The organism is Mucilaginibacter sp. R-33 (assembly GCF_049949235.1).
Lineage (GTDB): Bacteria > Bacteroidota > Bacteroidia > Sphingobacteriales > Sphingobacteriaceae > Mucilaginibacter.
Genome location: NZ_CP188089.1, coordinates 4781839 through 4797912 on the forward strand (window position 1 = coordinate 4781839; position 16074 = coordinate 4797912).

A 16074-nucleotide genomic window follows, 5' to 3' on the forward strand; every position below is an offset into this window, starting at 1 on the left:
AGTTATTTGACTTTTGACTGTAGCCAATTGTTACGGAAAGTTTCCTGCTCTTTGCTCAATTGTTTACCTGCCTTTTCAAAGGTTACCACTTCAAAGTTGGGGTTTTCCTCAAGTGTGATAGTGGTTTCATGTGGGCCGGTGCGGTTTTTGTAATTTACGGTAATTTTATCGCCCGGCTTTTTATCGGCAATAATATCGCTGAACCCTTTCTGGTCTTTCACCTCTTTTCCATCAACTTTCAAAATAACATCACCGGCATCGATGCCTGCTTTGTAAACCGGGGTACCTATAGTCGTGCTCGACAATATTGGCAAACCTTCGGCATCGGCAGCACGTACCTGCCCGGCGCGGCCACGGCCTGGCGTAACCGCCAGCGGACCAGCCCAACCTTTGCCCGGCTGCACTTTACGCAGTACCAGGCCTGCTTTAGCCAATAGTTCTTCGTAATTGTTTTTGTCGGTTCCGTTGATGTAACGCTTAAAGAAATCGGCCGCAAACTTAGGGTTATTGGTTACTTTACCTAAATCGGTTTGCAAATCGGGAATGGTATACGGTTTCATTACTTTACCGCGTGTAAGCCAAACAGCACGCATATAATCATCAAGCGTCATGTTAAAATCGCTGCGGAGGCGAAGGTCGAGCGCTAATGCGATGGCGCCGCCATAAGTGTAATAACTGGTAAAATCGTTAACGTTGTTGTTAGGATCTATAGATACACCGGCATCAGCAAAAACCGAATAGCGGCTCATTTGGGCGGCCGAATATTTGGCAGCAGCAGGTGTGTTTAAGATCTGGTTCACCAAACCGGCAATGGTTTTGGTATAATCATCAACCGTTACAAAGCCCGCACGGGCAAGTAATAATTCGCCATAATATTGCGTAAAACCTTCGGCAAACCAAAGTTCGCTGCTCATGTTGGCATGTTCAAAGTTAAAGGGCTCCAATGATTTTGGACGGATGCGTTTTACATTCCAGCTATGGAAGTATTCATGTGCATAAACACCCATGAGGTAACTTTCATTCCCTTCAACTTTTGGTGCCGGGATAGTTATGGAGGTTGAATTACGGTGCTCCATACCGTCGCCTGATACCGCTGGGTTTACATCGCTTACAAAAGTGTACTCGCCAAAATCATAAGTGGGCAGTTCGCCAAATACGGCTTTTTCTTCCAGCACCAGCTTCTGGATCATCTTGCCGAAGTTATCGACCACCGCCTGGCTATCATCCGAGTGCATAGTCAGGTTTATTTTTTCCTTTTTGCCATCGGTATTTACTACTTCCCAGCTGCTAACGTTGTAATTGGACAGTTCGGTAGGACTATCCATCATATATTGCAGATTGGGTGCGCTGTACACATTTGAGCCTTCATGTTTAAGTTGTGAAGCTACTTTCCAGCCGTATTTATCGATGTCGTTAAACTCAAAGGTAAGGGGGCGTTTATCCTGCCCTACCACCCACATAAACGTGGCGGGCATATTCAGGTGGGCATGACTCGGATCGATAGAAGCATAAGTACCATCGGTCCAGTTGCCAAAAAGTGTATAGCTTACTTTTACCGCTGCCGGGTGTTCTCCCACTTCGTAAACATCGCCTTCAATTTGGGTCAAAGGCAGCTCCTTACCTTCAACGTCGGTAGCTTTAACGTTGTAAATATTTTTACCAAACTCATGGGTTGCATACCGGCCGGCAGATGAGCGGCTCATCCGTACCCTGAAAGCCCCTGATGGTGCCTGCGGAATGGTCATGCTTATCTCAGCCTCATGATGGGTGGCGTTTGGGAATGATATGGAATAGTAAATAGCTTTTTGTGGTTCCTGCTGTGCCATAGCACTGCACGCAAGTACCGAGGCGGCGGTAAAGAGTAGTAATTTTTTCATCAACTTAAATTATCTGCGCTGAAATTACTATTAAATCACGAAAAAATAATATCAATGTTATTACGCAAGAAATAGTTCTTAAAACATATGACACGAGTCTTATTCCGGCCGCGTTCATTTTATTATGCGTACATTTAAAGAAATTCACAGGCTTATGATCCTTTTTTCAAAAAGAAATCTATACTATACCGATTACCAATGGACTACTTACATCCCGAATGATCCGCGTGTAAATGGCAGGCCCGATCATACTGCGTTCAATAAAAATGAAGGGAACGAGATGGTATACCTGATCAACAAGTTAATGATGATATGGGATTATCGTTTTGCCAACACCGGCAATAAAATGGAAAAACTGATCCACGATAAGCTACCGGCCGAAATCTCCAGCCAGGAAGAGGTGCAGAATTGGCTTAAATTAAACCTGAAGTTTTAGGCAAAAAAAGCTAAAAGCGGAATGCTTAAAGCATAGATAACAGGAAGCATAAGTTAATTACTCTTCGTTCCGGGCCTTCAACTTTAAGCTTCCGGCCCTATCCAAATAACAAACTGAACACCTCTTCAATACTGCTCACAATCTTAATGTCGATATCATAGCGTGACAGATCCATCCGCTTTTTATCCTGACCGCTGGCAGGGAGGTTGTATTTAGAGATAAAGATCTGGTTAAAGCCAAGTTTCTGCGCTTCGGCAATACGCTGCTCCACCCGGTTCACCGCCCTGATCTCACCAGAAAGACCGAGCTCCCCAGCAAAGCAGGTTTTGAACGGAATGGGCATATCCTCGTGCGATGAAATAATGGCAGCCGCCAAACCAAGGTCAATAGCCGGATCCTCAACCCTGATGCCGCCGGTAATATTCAGGAATACATCTTTTGCACCCAACCTAAAACCGCAGCGTTTTTCCAATACAGCCAACAACATGCTCATGCGTTTGGTATCGAAGCCTGTAGCAGTACGTTGCGGCGTTCCATAGGCCGACGCACTAACCAATGCCTGGGTTTCAATCAGCATTGGTCGCATACCTTCTAAGGTAGCCGAAATAGTGATGCCGCTTAATGGAGTTTCCCGGTGCGAAAGCAGGATCTCCGACGGGTTGGACACTTCCCTCAATCCTTCGCCCATCATTTCGTAAATACCCAGCTCTGATGCCGAGCCGAAACGGTTTTTGATGGTACGCAATATGCGGTAAACGTGGTGCCTGTCGCCCTCAAACTGCAGCACGGTATCAACCATATGCTCCAGTATCTTAGGGCCTGCAATCATGCCATCCTTAGTAATATGGCCTATCAAAAATACCGGCGTCGAAGTCTCTTTGGCGAAACGTAATAGCTCGGCGGTACATTCCCTAACCTGCGATACACTGCCAGGCGTTGATTCAATATGTGCCGAATGCAGGGTTTGGATCGAGTCGATCACCACCATATCCGGCTCTAATGATTCTATCTGTTTAAATATGTTTTGGGTTGAAGTTTCTGTCAGTATATAAGCGCCTTCGCCTATGACTCCCCCTTCGGGCGAAGCTAACCTTTCGGCCCGCATTTTTATCTGCCTTTCACTTTCCTCGCCCGATACATACAAAACTTTTTGGTTTGGCATATTGAGCGCAAGTTGCAGCATCAGGGTTGATTTGCCTATGCCCGGCTCACCGCCGATGAGCACCAATGAGCCGGGTACAATTCCGCCTCCCAAAACGCGGTTAAACTCTTTATCGGGAGTTGGCACACGGTGCTCTTCGGTATAAGTGATCTCCGTTACGGCCACGGGTTTATTGGCCCGCTGCTGACTGGTTGACGCAGGCTTCCAGGCAGGTACCGCAGCGTTGCCTTTTTCAATCACCTCCTCAACAAAAGTGTTCCATTGCTGGCATGACGGGCATTTACCCAGCCACTTGGGCGATTCAAAGCCACAGCTTTGACAAAAGTACGCGATCTTGGATTTGGCCATTATTAATCAGATGTGCAGATTACAGATGTGCAAAGATGCAGATTATTTTGATTTTTACTAAATTATTTAGCAATTACAACAATTGAGTCATTCAAATTAGTTAGAGAAAAGTACCGTGCCATCAAAATCTGTATCATTCTTTTCTCCTGTAGTTTTTCAGATATTAAATCTTGGATGGCTCTAAATTGAGGCTCATACATATCACAGGAGCCTGTCCTTTTTAAAATGAAGATTTGATGAAGATATTTGACAAATCATTTATTTATTTTCTGGAATAATAATTATATAATACCTTGAGATATTGTTTGGCCAACATAGGGAATGCCGAAAACCTTTATCAGAGTAGGCACAAAACAAATTAAATCTTATACAAATCTTATGGAAAATCTATTGAATCTAAACGATTATGGCATGACGGCCATTGACGCCAATGAATTACTCGACATCGACGGAGGCAGCTGGGCCCATATTATTGGCGGAGCAATTGTTGGTGCGCTTGCCGGTGCAGAGGCAGGTGCATCTGTTGGTACAATTATACCGGGAGTGGGTAATGTAGCTGGCGCAGTTGGCGGTGCCATTCTTGGAGCCATCGGCGGCGGTTTACTCGCCAGTTAATTTTCTTAAACAGGCTTTAAACAAATCATATGGAAACGAAAAAACTCAGACATGTAGGTGGCTTGCTAATAAGCTTTTTTATGTTTGCTATTGGCATTATTGGAATAATAAATTCGTTGGAAACAGGAGATAACAGTAAGTTGATTAAAAGCATATTCGGCACAGTTATCTTTTTGATATTTATTATCATAGGGCTTATAAATCGGCATAGAATGGCTGGCAATAGCGCGTCTTAGACCGTTATCAATCACTCTTTTTGAATTCACATTTTCGCATCAATGAGATTGTGCCTTTTCCAGGTCCTTTGTTTATATGAGGGGCCTGGAATTATATTATATCCTAATAATAATATCTTGTTTACATCTATCGATCAACTTTCAGATACTACTATAAGCTATTTGCCGGCATTTCGTAAGCGCAACTATATACTCTACTGGTTCATTTTAGCAATTATTATCATCGGTTTAATTGCCTTACCAATAGCACAAACAAGCATAGCAGTAACCGCGCCGGGAATAACTCGTCCTTCAAGCGAGCGTACTGCTGTAAACACAGCTATAGGGGGTATAATTGATACAATATATTACCATGAAGGTGATGCAATTAAAAAGGGAGCAATACTTTTGCGAATAAAAGACCCGACTTCAAAAAGCAAGCAGATATTAAATCGCTTTGAAACCACCCAGCATGAAGAAGCCTTACATGATCTTAGTTTACTCACTTCAGGCAATCTTTCAGAAAACCTTTTAAAAAAACTCTTAACTCCTTTATATAAGGAACAACTTATCCATTACTTGCATCAAAAGGCAGATCAGGACGCAACGCTGAAACAGGTTACTAATGAATATAATATAGATGCAGCTTTATTAAAGGGTAAAGTAATAACTAATAAAGAGTATTTTGATATTAGTATCGCTTTCGATAAAGCCAAAGCTAATAATAAAGCTTTTGAAGTTGAGCAACAAAATAGCTGGCAGCAGGATATGATGCGTTACAAACTGGAGTTGTCCCAGTATAAAGATGAACGGACCCAGGTAAGCAACAATGCTGCTTATTATGAAATAAAAGCCCCTGTATCCGGCACATTACAAGATTTGAATACGCTTTATGCCGGAGGGGTGCTGCAGCCCAATCAAGTTATTTGTACAGTATCTCCGGGAGGCAGCCTGATTGCTGAATGTTACGTATCTCCAAAAGATATAGGATTGTTGAAAATAGGGCAAAATGTACGTTTCCAGGTAGATGCCTTTAATTATAATTATTTTGGAATAGTAACCGGCAAAATCAAAACAATAGATGACGACTACACAGTTATAAACAACAGTTCGGTATTTAAAATACGCTGCCAGTTTGATCAGCTACAGGTACATTTAAAAAATGGCTTTACCGGTCATTTAAAAAAAGGCTTAACATTTCAGGCACGTTTTATAATAGGCAACCGCACACTTTGGCAATTACTGTGGGATAATGTAAATGACTGGTTAAACCCCTCTGCTCCTCAAAGCGACAATAAATTATAACAAATGCGGAAAGGAATAAAAATAAAACAGCGGGACATTACCGACTGCGGAGCCGCCTGCCTGGCTTCGATAGCAGCCCACTACCAATTACAATTACCTGTAAGCCGCATACGCCAGTATGCCGGTACTGATAAAAAGGGAACTAATTTAACAGGACTCATTGAGGCTGCAGGCCGTTTAGGGTTTCAGGCTAAAGGAGCTAAGGGGACTATTGAAAGCCTGGTTAAGATCCCTTTACCGGCTATCGTCCATTTAGTGTTGAAAAACGGATTGCAACATTATGTGGTTATTTATAAAGTTACCGACAAGCAGGTTGTTTATATGGACCCAACCGGTGGTGTTATAGTAAAAAAAAATATCGAAGAGTTTAAAAGCGAGTGGACTGGTGTAGTTGTACTGTTATTGCCCGATCAGCATTTTACAAAGGGAAATGAAAAAGAATCAAATATAAGGCGTTTTTGGCATCTGCTGGCCCCGCACAAAACCATGATGGTGCAGGCAGTTATCGGCGCTGTAATTTATACGCTGTTGGGCCTGAGCATGGCTGTATATGTTCAAAAGATAATTGACTTTGTACTTGTTGACGGAAACTCACGATTGCTGAATATGATGAGCGTGGGGATGATTGTCATCCTTGTTTTTCAAATCATCATCAACTACTTTAAAACATTGATCAGTATGCGCACCGGTCAAATGATTGATGCACATTTGATACTTGGTTATTATAAACATTTACTGCAATTACCGCAGCGTTTTTTTGATACCATGCGTGTGGGCGAAATTATTAGCAGGGTGAACGACGCAGTAAAGATTCGTGTTTTTATCAACGACATTGCTATGAATATGCTGGTAAACACGTTGATAATTGGATTTTCAATAGCTATTATGTTTTTGTATTACTGGAAACTGGCTATTATCATGCTTGCAATAGTCCCGGTTTATTTAGTAATTTATTGGATAAGTAACCGGGTTAATAAAAAGTGGCAGCGGGAGTTAATGGAAAACAGTGCCGAACTTGAGGCGCAGCTTGTTGAAAGTATCAATGCCGCCGGAACTATAAAACGGTTTGGATTGGAGGGATATGCCAGCTTAAAAACCGAAAACAGGTTTGTTGAGCTGTTAAGATCTATTTATAGCAGCGGCATAAAAAGTTTTCACCTGAGTAATGCAGCCGACTTTTTTACACGCCTGTTCACAATAAGCATTTTATGGGCAGGTAGTTATTTTGTTATCCGGCGTGAACTTTCACCAGGCGAATTACTTTCTTTTTACGCCCTGATCGGATACTTTACAGGCCCTGCAGCAGCACTTATCAATGCCAATAAAAATATCCAGGACGCCCTGATAGCTGCCGATCGTTTGTTTGAAATTATTGACCTGGAAATTGAAGCTTCTAACGATGACAAAGTGGCCTTAACGCCCGAAATGATCGGGGATATTCAATTTAATAATGTGCAGTTCAGATACGGTACCCGCACAACCGTTTTTGATAAGCTAAACCTCAATATTTCCAAACACAAGAGCACGGCAATTGTAGGAGAAAGTGGTAGCGGCAAGTCAACCTTACTTTCCTTAATGCAAAATCTTTATCCTTTAAATGAAGGGAATATTACTATTGGCGGCCTCGATATAAAATACATAAGCAACAGCAGTTTACGCAAAGCAATTGGTGTAGTACCCCAGCAAACCGACCTGTTTGCCGGAACCATTATTGAAAATATTGCCATCGGTTATTATGAACCAAAGATAGAAAGGGTAATTGGGCTATGCAATTTGTTGGGGATAAATGAATTTATAGAAAAATTACCAGGAAATTATTACACGGTAATTGATGAACAGGGTACAAATTTATCAGGCGGTCAAAAACAGCGCATAGCTGTTGCGCGCGCGCTCTATCGGGACCCCGAAATATTAATATTGGACGAAGCTACATCATCGCTTGACCCGGTAAGCGAACAGAAAGTATTAGATGCACTGCGATGGTTTAAACAACAGGGTAAATCCATTATCATTATAGCACACCGGCTTTCTACCATTAAAAATTGCGATGAAATACTGGTACTTCAAAATGGGCGCCTAATTGAGCAGGGATCGCATGAAACACTTATTACTGAAGAAACACACTATTCCTCATTATGGAAATACCATAGTGCATAGCCATGTTATTAAAATGGCTTTTCGTTCCAAAAACTATTATTTAGAAGTTACTTTATGTCTTAATCCCCCCTGCAAAGCTATTCATTTAGCACTTCAGCAAATTACTTCCTATCCACATAATCCCTGAAATAACCGCACTCTTTCAATGCTTCTTTGTAGTACGCCGTGTTGTTGTATTTGCCCTTTAACTCAGCAAAGTATTTGTAATACGCGTCCGTAACCTGCTGACTGGCCTTTATATTAGCAAACTTATCGGCACCTTTAAATTCCGGATCATTATATATTTCATTCAGGGCACATTTACTCAGCATAAATGTACAGCGGGCTCGCTGTTCATCTGTAGTGGCGTTTGTGCGGGCCAGTTGATAGTACTTCATCGCAATTTGCATCGATGTCAATTTATCATCCATGCGCTGTTCGCCTTCGTAATAATAGCGGCCGGTTGGCCCGGTAGCTACCACATCCGATTCGTAAAACAACCGGGCGTTACCGTAATACGTGATATTGTAATAGGCATTCGCAATGGCATAAGCATTACTGTATACGTTTTTGCCTTGCTTAATTTCTGTATTTATAGTATTAAGCGTTTGCAGAAAACTTAGCGGCGTATATTTTTGCTTTTGCGGGGCTGCATGATCACAGTCATGGCAGTCAACTAATCTACCGGTAAAGGGGTTGCCTGCAAGCACAAAATCTTCGGGCTTCATTTTTTTGAGTTGAGCAATAGCTTCAGGTAACTTTTGCTGATAGGCTAATGCGACAGCCTGATGGTAGTATAAATTATTGAGCGTTATTGGGTAGTAACGCAGCATTGTTTGCTCAAAAGCGGTTTTATCCGGCTTATTCAGCAAATCTATCATATGCTGTACCCGGGCACTATCTGTATAAAAATCCTGCGCACTGTTGTTAAAACATACCTCCTTGATTAGGTTGCCTTGCTTTTTATAAAGCCGCGATATGGCAAGGTTACAAACCGAAATGGCATTATCAAACCGCAGATCTTTGATCTTAATCTTACTATCACGCAGGTTGGCAAGCCAGTTAAGGGGCTCCGTTAATTTTGCCTCCGCAGTGGCATCCATTTTTTTAAGGTTTTTGATATATAACATCAGGTCGAGCAACTTGCCCTGCGCTACGATCATTTTATCGCCGGCAGGGAACTGGCTTTTTGCCGTAGTATAAAACTTACCGGCTGCGGTGTAGTTGCTATCCAAAAAGTTAAGGTAACCTGCCGCGAGGTTCCAATAGTAAGACTTGGCTGTATTATTTTTAAGGGCAATGTTTTCAACAAGCCGTTTACCATCGTTATCGGATTTTATTACTGAATCGGCTGGTTTGCCGCCTCCTGTTGTGGCCTCCCTGATATTGATCAGACGGCTTAGCAGCAGGTCCAGTTTTTCGGATTTTGGGTTGATAGCCGCGATAGTTTTTATAGCCCTTGCAGCGTCATATTGTACCCCCATAATATGCCATAGGGTTATTTTTTCTTCCGGTGTTTTGGCAAGCCTGAGTGTGGCATTCCAATCACTTTCATTTTGCGGGTGGAAGCTCCAGAAACTCGGAATCTTTAATTTATAAGTGTAATCATAACAAAGGCTGTACAGGTAGTTTGATAGGGCGTAGTTTTTTTGCCTGTAATAATATCCGGCTACATAGCCCATTGTACGGTAGTAAATGAGGTTTTTAGGAAAATGTTCTTTGAACTGATTAAACAATTTAACAGTTATTGCCGACGACGAATTATCCAGGAAGTAATAATAACGAACGGCTTGAAACCATAAACGCTCCTTGATAAAAGGATCTGTTTCGGCATCGAAGGCACTAATCAGCGTTGAAGCCAGCTTTACCGGCGAATGATTGGGCTTTACCTTATCCCACGAATAATATTGATCATTTACCGAATAAGCCTCACTGCTTTTGGCCAGCTTCAGGTAGCTATAAAAAGCTTTGAGCATTTTTGCTGATACAGTACCGGTACTCATAACGGGGTATTTAGCGGGCAATACTTTGAGCGCGCCGGCTGATTTTCGGGAGATAGAATCAACAGCGCCGGCACTGGCTTTAATAAGCAGGTACTGAAGTGATGCTTTGCTGAATTGATGGTTAAAATGATCGTACCATTCGTCAACAATAATATCGTTATACCAGGTATTGCTCCCATCCGTATAGCCTAAGCCATAGTAAACCTCGTTGCCGGTGTAAAAGAATGGGGAGTATTGCTTGTTGACAAAATACTCGGGAGTGAAAACGGAATATTCTTCCTCGTACGAGTCGGCACAGGCCCAGATCACTCCGGCTATGGCCAGCGTGCATAGGCTAAAAACGAGCAGAAATTTGCGTAATGGTTTCCTCGTTAAATTTTGAAAGGTCGATATTGGCCAGTTCATAGTAAATGATAGTTGTATGTTTTTGTTTAGGCAGATGCTGTGTTAATTGTTGGGCAGCAGCGTTCAATGTATTGCTGTCCGTTTCTTCAAGTTTAAAAATATCATTTTGTTTGATATAAATTCCATCAAGAAAAAAGCTTGTTTTGGCCCGGTAATCTGTCTGCCCCTCAATTGGTTCAAAATGAACCTGATCAGTAAGTTGCCTTCGCCCTATTTTTCCATATACCTGGATCACGCGCCCCTCCCTGATATGAATGGCCCAGGAAAATAAAGGCAAGGCAATATCCAGCTTCAGAGGATAGCTGCCTAAGTAAGCGATATACTTATCCGCATCATCGCTATTGTATATTGAATTGGGCTGCTGCAGATCGGCATTGAGCTTGCCCATATTGTAAAACATCAGTACGCCTGCATCAACGGGTGGTATACCTGTACGGTCTTTAAATTTAACCTGGTGCAGGCGGATTGTAGCCTCCAGGCGTTTTTGGTTTAGCTTTTTAAATGCTTTAAGGAAGCTGAAGTATTTGTCCCGTGTACTTAATGACCAGTCGCAGTCAACCTGTACTTTGGTATAGTTGATCTTCCTTTCCACGGCAAGTTCATTGATCAACTTATTACAATGTGCCGCAAGGCTGACTACAGCAGTATCTGCAGTGTTTTCAAAAGTTTTGTTTGTGATGTAGATAACCGGAGTAATATTTAAGCCTACCGGGAACTCATTGAGTTGCACAACGGCATTTGGATATGAGCGTTGTTCTTTATCGTTCCAGCTTACATCAAAAAAACGGATGTAGGCATTGTTACCGGTTTGTTTTAGTAAGGCCGCTTGCTGTTCATTGAGCTTGAAGCCGGTTTTCCAGTAATAGAATGCAGTTGAGGCATTGCCGGGTTTTTTACAGGAGGTTAACGGAAATAGCAAAACTACAACCGCAAGCCAACCAAGAGATTTAAACATAATAAAGCAGCAGACTATTTTATGGGGAGTAAAGTACGGGATTTTTCGATAGATTGCTGAAGGGAAATAACTGCACTGGTCGATGTTAAGCCACAGCGTAACTTCAACCGGTAGCGCAGGCTTTAAACGGATTCCCTCATCTTTTACTTATTACTAACATGAACATAGCTGCCTGAACGTTGCCCCTCCGAGTATCAGCTATCCTGACCTCAAATTTTTCTATGTCGTTTTTCCAAATTGACTCTCCTTTTTCTCTTTTTAGGCCTGAGTTGGGAGCATTAAACTTTTTGATTAGGGGGGCTTTGTAGTTATTGGATTTATAAGCTATAAAATATCTAAAACACTTGTCATCTTGCAGATCAAAGGTCATTTGATAAATCCCTTTTTCTTCTTTTTGTATTTTATTAAAGGAATAAACTAACGAGCGAAAGGGTTTATCTCCTATGCCTGTAATGATTTTATCAAAAACTAAATTTGCATTTTGTTTTTTTGTATAGGTATTTATAAATTCTTTGTTCTTATTTAATAGGTCTTGCGATTGTCCCTTTATAGGTATGAGAAAAACAAATGCAAGAATGATCACTATCTTCATCTTATAGATCAATTATAAGATGTAAATTACATAAAAAATAATAACAACACTTTACTCATTTGTCATCCAATTGGTCGAAATTTAGCAACAGCTTAACTTCGACCAGTACAAGACCATTAATACCTTACTTATTCAATTTCTTTTCAATTGCACTTCGTTGGTTGGAGCCTGCTGATTTCTTTGCCGCTTCTACCTTTTTTGCGGTTGTTCCTTCTTTGCGTGCTTCGTAGTTCAATTCATGTGGCTGCTCTGATACAGAGTTCCTTTCCACTTTTACGCCTCTTTTTGACATAGCTTTTTTATTAGATGTAACTGATTAACAACGGCGTACTTTAATGGTTTTAACCACCGGGTAAATAATTGTCTTTTTAAATTAATTACAACTAAATGAAACGTAGCTTGTTCAGCTATAAAGAAAAAAGCTATGAAATACCTATTTGCACAAAAAAACAATACCGGACTATGGATCACAGCCGGCATAACAGGAGTTTTGGCAGCAGGCGCGGGGATCTGGTTTTACTTGCGTGGTAAAAAATCAGATGAAACAGCCGGCCCACAAAAAGAACACGTCCAGGACTATCTTGAAGCCAAGCACCCCAAAAAGAAAAAACATAAAACCGATGTGGACGAGTTGGCAGACCTGGTACATCATCAGGCAACCTGAAAAGATTGTATGGCCCTAACTGGTCGGAGTTAAGCAGCCGGCAAACTCCGACCAGCAGGGTTGTCGGCACGAACCAACTGGAAACAGCACAACCACCATTATAAATGTTATATATGAGAGGGAAACGTACCGGTACTTAAACAAGATCTACTCTTCTGATGTCAGCATTACGGCGCACAGCGCCCTTATTGTTTCAGCTAACTTACCTTCGGCGTTTAACGCTACAAGTTCAGTCTCCCTAAAAACCCGTTTATGTGATTTCCCCTCGTGCTTTGCCTCAATGGTAATAAAGGCTTCGGCGTTTAAGCTATCCGGGCCAGATCTCGTTACCTTCAAAACTTCGAAGTTAGGCTCGAAAATCTCTTTTATTTTATCAATTATCTCCATATCTCAAAAATAAATGTATTGGTTTTAAAAACATCAGATCCAACGGGGCTATTTTTCACATTTACTTATATCTTGTTTTTAATAACCAACATTTGATTACCTCCTTTTTGAAATTCGTAGTTTACTTTTTGTATATCAATATTAAAATCGCGGCCAAGCACGTCAAGTAATTCGTCAAAAAACACAGGAGCCCCGGCATTGAGGTTCAATATTGGGAAGATCCGCAATTCGGGGCATATGCGCATGATCTCCCGTATCGCTTCTGTATGAAACTTTAACCCCAGATTATCATACAGCAATAAAAAATGAGAGCTTAGGCCCAACTCAAATGCATTATCAGCGAAAGAGGTTTTAGCGGGCATGGCATGTTTAATATATCTTTGCCGAAAGCAGTCCTGGTCAAAATCCCGCAGAAAATGGTTCATCGCAGTCATTCTTATTTCCTGCAGTTCTTCCACATCTTTAATGTTGTTCCAAACAAACTTATCGGCGTTAGCCCTCACCTGGCCTATCACTTCTACACAGGTTTCATCAATCCGTTTTCGGATATCATCAGTCGAAAATTGATATAAAGGATCGATGGAGATAACCCGCTCACCCATTGCGTGCATCTCCGCATTAAAACTTGCCGGACCATCACCTATACTGACGATCTTTTTGATAACATCACCGGCGCTAAGGTTAAACATTTGCTGATATTCGGTAAACGTGCGGCCCCAGGGCACAACGCTATTTAATTCAAAAGCCATTATTATAATTTTGTTATGGATAAAAAAAAACGGACCTGTATAATGATACTGCCGGAAGGATATTGAAAAAAGGACTAATACCCGATAGTCATTATGATACCGGCTGCACAAAGCTGTGACGCCACCAATTGAGTTTGGTTATGTGAGAATTGATCATTGATGAGCAAGATATGATTAAAGACTGGCAATAGCAAGGTTTGTTACTTATTCCAAATGCTAACCAACATAAGACCGACGTAATCCCTGCTACCGTAAGGCTATGGCCCCTGATACATATGCCGAACACAGCGACGGCCACGACAGGTAACACTGTTTTGAATTGGATTTAAAGTACCCTAAAAACAAAAAAGAGCAGATGCTCATCCAAACACCTGCTCTTTTTAAAGATCTTTAATTTGTGCCATTTTCAAACAGTTGCACTTCTGAATTTTTACAGTTTAATTTCTTCGTCTTTTGATGAGAAGAAATGGAATTCCGTGATCTGGTACGATGGGTTATTTTTAACCTTTATCCATTGGCCATATTTGATAAACCACTTCATTTGGCGGTTATAAATGCCCTTTTTAATAAAAGCCTCTATATATGGGTGTACGCACAGAGTTATGCCTTTTTCGTTTTGCTCGGTAAGGATGTAATTGAAGTTGTTCTCAATATCATCCATCAGCAAAATGGTTGGCCTAATAGTACCTGTACCATTACAGGTAGGGCAAACCTCGCTGGTAACGATGTTCATTTCGGGCCTTACCCGCTGACGGGTGATCTGCACCAATCCAAATTTGCTTGGTGGCAAAATGGTGTGCTTGGCCCGGTCGTACTGCATTTCGGCACGCAGAAAATCAAAAAGCTCTTTACGGTTCTGCGGTTTGTGCATGTCGATAAAATCAATCACCACAATGCCGCCCATATCGCGCAGGCGTAACTGCCTTGCAATTTCTTTGGCAGCTTCCTTGTTTACCTGGTAAGCGTTTTCTTCCTGGTTTTCTTTGCTGGCTGTGCGGTTACCGCTGTTTACGTCAATAACGTGCAGGGCTTCGGTATGCTCAATTACCAGGTAAGCGCCACCGGCAAGGTTAACGGTTTTTCCAAACGCGCCTTTGATCTGTTTCTCGATACCGAAGTGCTCAAATATAGGCTCCTTGTGCTTGTGCAGTCGGACTATACTTTCCATATCGGGCGATATTTCATGAACGTATGACCGAATTTCTTCGAACATACTATTGTCATTGGTATAAATATGCTGAAAATCAGGGTTCAAGATATCCCTGAGGATAGTTGATGTGCGCCCTATTTCGCCCAATACCTTTTTTGAAGGCTCAACAGAAGGCAGCTTGGTAATAAACTGTTCCCATTTCGAGATCAGGTCAAGCAAATCTTTCTGCAGCTCATCAACCCCTTTACCTTCGGAAACTGTACGGATAATAACGCCAAAATGTTTTGGCTTAATACTTTCAACTACTTTGCGAAGCCGCGTACGCTCGGTGTTGCTTTTTATCTTTTTCGAAATAGAAATTGCTTCCGAAAAGGGTACTAAAACAACATACCGCCCTGCTATCGACAGGTCGGAACTTAAACGCGGCCCCTTAGTTGATATGGGTTCTTTAGCTATCTGTACCGGGATAAGCTGGTTTTTGGTTAATATCTCAGAGATCTTTCCTCCCTTATTGATATCGGCCTCAAGCTTAAACCCATCCAATAGCTTTGACTGATATCCCCCGCTACGTACTTGCTTGGTTAGCTTAAGCAGGCTTTGTACCTGCGGACCAAGATCAAGATAATGCAAAAAGGCATCCTTCTCATAGCCAACGTCAACAAAGGCGGCATTTAGGCTGGGCATGATCTTTTTGATACGGCCCAGATAAATATCGCCAACTGTATAGTTGTTGCTTACCTGTTCTTTGTGAAGCTCTACGAGTTGTTTATCCTGTAATAATGCAATGGTAGCCCCGTTGGGGGATGAATCGATAATTAATTCTTTTATCAATTGCTACTCCATTTCTTATAACGGTAAAAACCGTGTGTTAATAAGTGGGTAAAAAACACTAATAATAAAAAGTACCCGCCCCGTATTTGAGGCAGGTAAAACATTAACGTTTAGTCTTAAGTCGTTAGTCTTAAGCACAAAGTCTTTGACTTTAAACTTAAGACTAAGTACTACCGACTTAACACAAATGCTTATTTCTTTTTATGTCTGTTTTTTCTTAAACGTTTTTTACGTTTGTGGGTAG

At 41.6% G+C, this 16074-nt stretch carries 14 protein-coding genes; 5 read left to right on the forward strand and 9 right to left on the reverse strand.

The window, feature by feature from the left end; genetic code table 11:
* Positions 1–2: 2 nt before the first annotated feature.
* On the reverse strand, positions 3–1877 hold the full coding sequence (locus ACP26M_RS19595) for a M61 family metallopeptidase (protein ID WP_426582515.1): 1875 nt from the start codon (positions 1875–1877) through the stop codon (positions 3–5).
* Positions 1878–2001: 124 nt separating this feature from the next.
* Here ACP26M_RS19595 and ACP26M_RS19600 point away from each other — a divergent pair, with 124 nt between their 5' ends.
* Complete coding sequence (locus tag ACP26M_RS19600) at positions 2002–2313, forward strand: hypothetical protein (protein ID WP_426582517.1); 312 nt, start codon at positions 2002–2004, stop codon at positions 2311–2313.
* A gap of 97 nt (positions 2314–2410) precedes the next feature.
* On the opposite strand, the gene radA is transcribed toward ACP26M_RS19600, so the two are convergent.
* Positions 2411–3823: a DNA repair protein RadA gene (radA, locus tag ACP26M_RS19605; protein WP_090534660.1), complete on the reverse strand. Its 1413-nt coding sequence runs from the start codon at positions 3821–3823 to the stop codon at positions 2411–2413.
* Positions 3824–4201: 378 nt separating this feature from the next.
* Here radA and ACP26M_RS19610 point away from each other — a divergent pair, with 378 nt between their 5' ends.
* From ACP26M_RS19610 to ACP26M_RS19620, 3 genes are all read left to right on the forward strand, one after another.
* Positions 4202–4438 carry a Blp family class II bacteriocin gene (locus tag ACP26M_RS19610; protein ID WP_426582519.1) on the forward strand — a complete coding sequence of 79 codons (237 nt, stop codon included), beginning with the start codon at positions 4202–4204 and terminating at the stop codon, positions 4436–4438.
* A 353-nt stretch (positions 4439–4791) separates the two neighbouring features.
* A complete protein-coding gene (locus ACP26M_RS19615) occupies positions 4792–5958 on the forward strand; it encodes an HlyD family secretion protein (protein ID WP_426582521.1) in 1167 nt (388 codons plus the stop codon).
* Between the two features lie 3 nt (positions 5959–5961).
* Positions 5962–8115, forward strand: coding sequence for a peptidase domain-containing ABC transporter (locus ACP26M_RS19620; RefSeq protein ID WP_426582523.1), 2154 nt, complete (start codon positions 5962–5964; stop codon positions 8113–8115).
* Between the two features lie 101 nt (positions 8116–8216).
* Here the strand turns inward: ACP26M_RS19620 and ACP26M_RS19625 are convergent, their stop codons facing one another.
* The 4 genes from ACP26M_RS19625 to ACP26M_RS19640 all read right to left on the reverse strand — a co-directional run bounded on the left by ACP26M_RS19625 (position 8217) and on the right by ACP26M_RS19640 (position 12341).
* A complete protein-coding gene (locus tag ACP26M_RS19625; protein WP_426582525.1) occupies positions 8217–10502 on the reverse strand; it encodes a hypothetical protein in 2286 nt (761 codons plus the stop codon).
* Positions 10432–11457: a hypothetical protein gene (locus tag ACP26M_RS19630; RefSeq protein WP_426582527.1), complete on the reverse strand. Its 1026-nt coding sequence runs from the start codon at positions 11455–11457 to the stop codon at positions 10432–10434. Before ACP26M_RS19630 ends, ACP26M_RS19625 begins: the two co-directional genes overlap by 71 nt.
* 136 nt (positions 11458–11593) lie before the next feature.
* A complete protein-coding gene (locus ACP26M_RS19635) occupies positions 11594–12049 on the reverse strand; it encodes a hypothetical protein (RefSeq protein ID WP_426582529.1) in 456 nt (151 codons plus the stop codon).
* A 124-nt stretch (positions 12050–12173) separates the two neighbouring features.
* On the reverse strand, positions 12174–12341 hold the full coding sequence (locus ACP26M_RS19640; RefSeq protein WP_354486956.1) for a hypothetical protein: 168 nt from the start codon (positions 12339–12341) through the stop codon (positions 12174–12176).
* A 132-nt stretch (positions 12342–12473) separates the two neighbouring features.
* Here ACP26M_RS19640 and ACP26M_RS19645 point away from each other — a divergent pair, with 132 nt between their 5' ends.
* On the forward strand, positions 12474–12713 hold the full coding sequence (locus tag ACP26M_RS19645; RefSeq protein ID WP_176628780.1) for a hypothetical protein: 240 nt from the start codon (positions 12474–12476) through the stop codon (positions 12711–12713).
* A 147-nt stretch (positions 12714–12860) separates the two neighbouring features.
* Here the strand turns inward: ACP26M_RS19645 and ACP26M_RS19650 are convergent, their stop codons facing one another.
* The 3 genes from ACP26M_RS19650 to ACP26M_RS19660 all read right to left on the reverse strand — a co-directional run bounded on the left by ACP26M_RS19650 (position 12861) and on the right by ACP26M_RS19660 (position 15830).
* Positions 12861–13100, reverse strand: a complete 240-nt coding sequence (locus ACP26M_RS19650; protein ID WP_176628779.1) for a hypothetical protein — start codon at positions 13098–13100, stop codon at positions 12861–12863.
* Positions 13101–13165: 65 nt separating this feature from the next.
* Positions 13166–13849: a hypothetical protein gene (locus tag ACP26M_RS19655; protein WP_426582532.1), complete on the reverse strand. Its 684-nt coding sequence runs from the start codon at positions 13847–13849 to the stop codon at positions 13166–13168.
* A gap of 430 nt (positions 13850–14279) precedes the next feature.
* A complete protein-coding gene (locus ACP26M_RS19660) occupies positions 14280–15830 on the reverse strand; it encodes an Rne/Rng family ribonuclease (protein ID WP_426582534.1) in 1551 nt (516 codons plus the stop codon).
* Between the last annotated feature and the right edge of the window lie 244 nt (positions 15831–16074).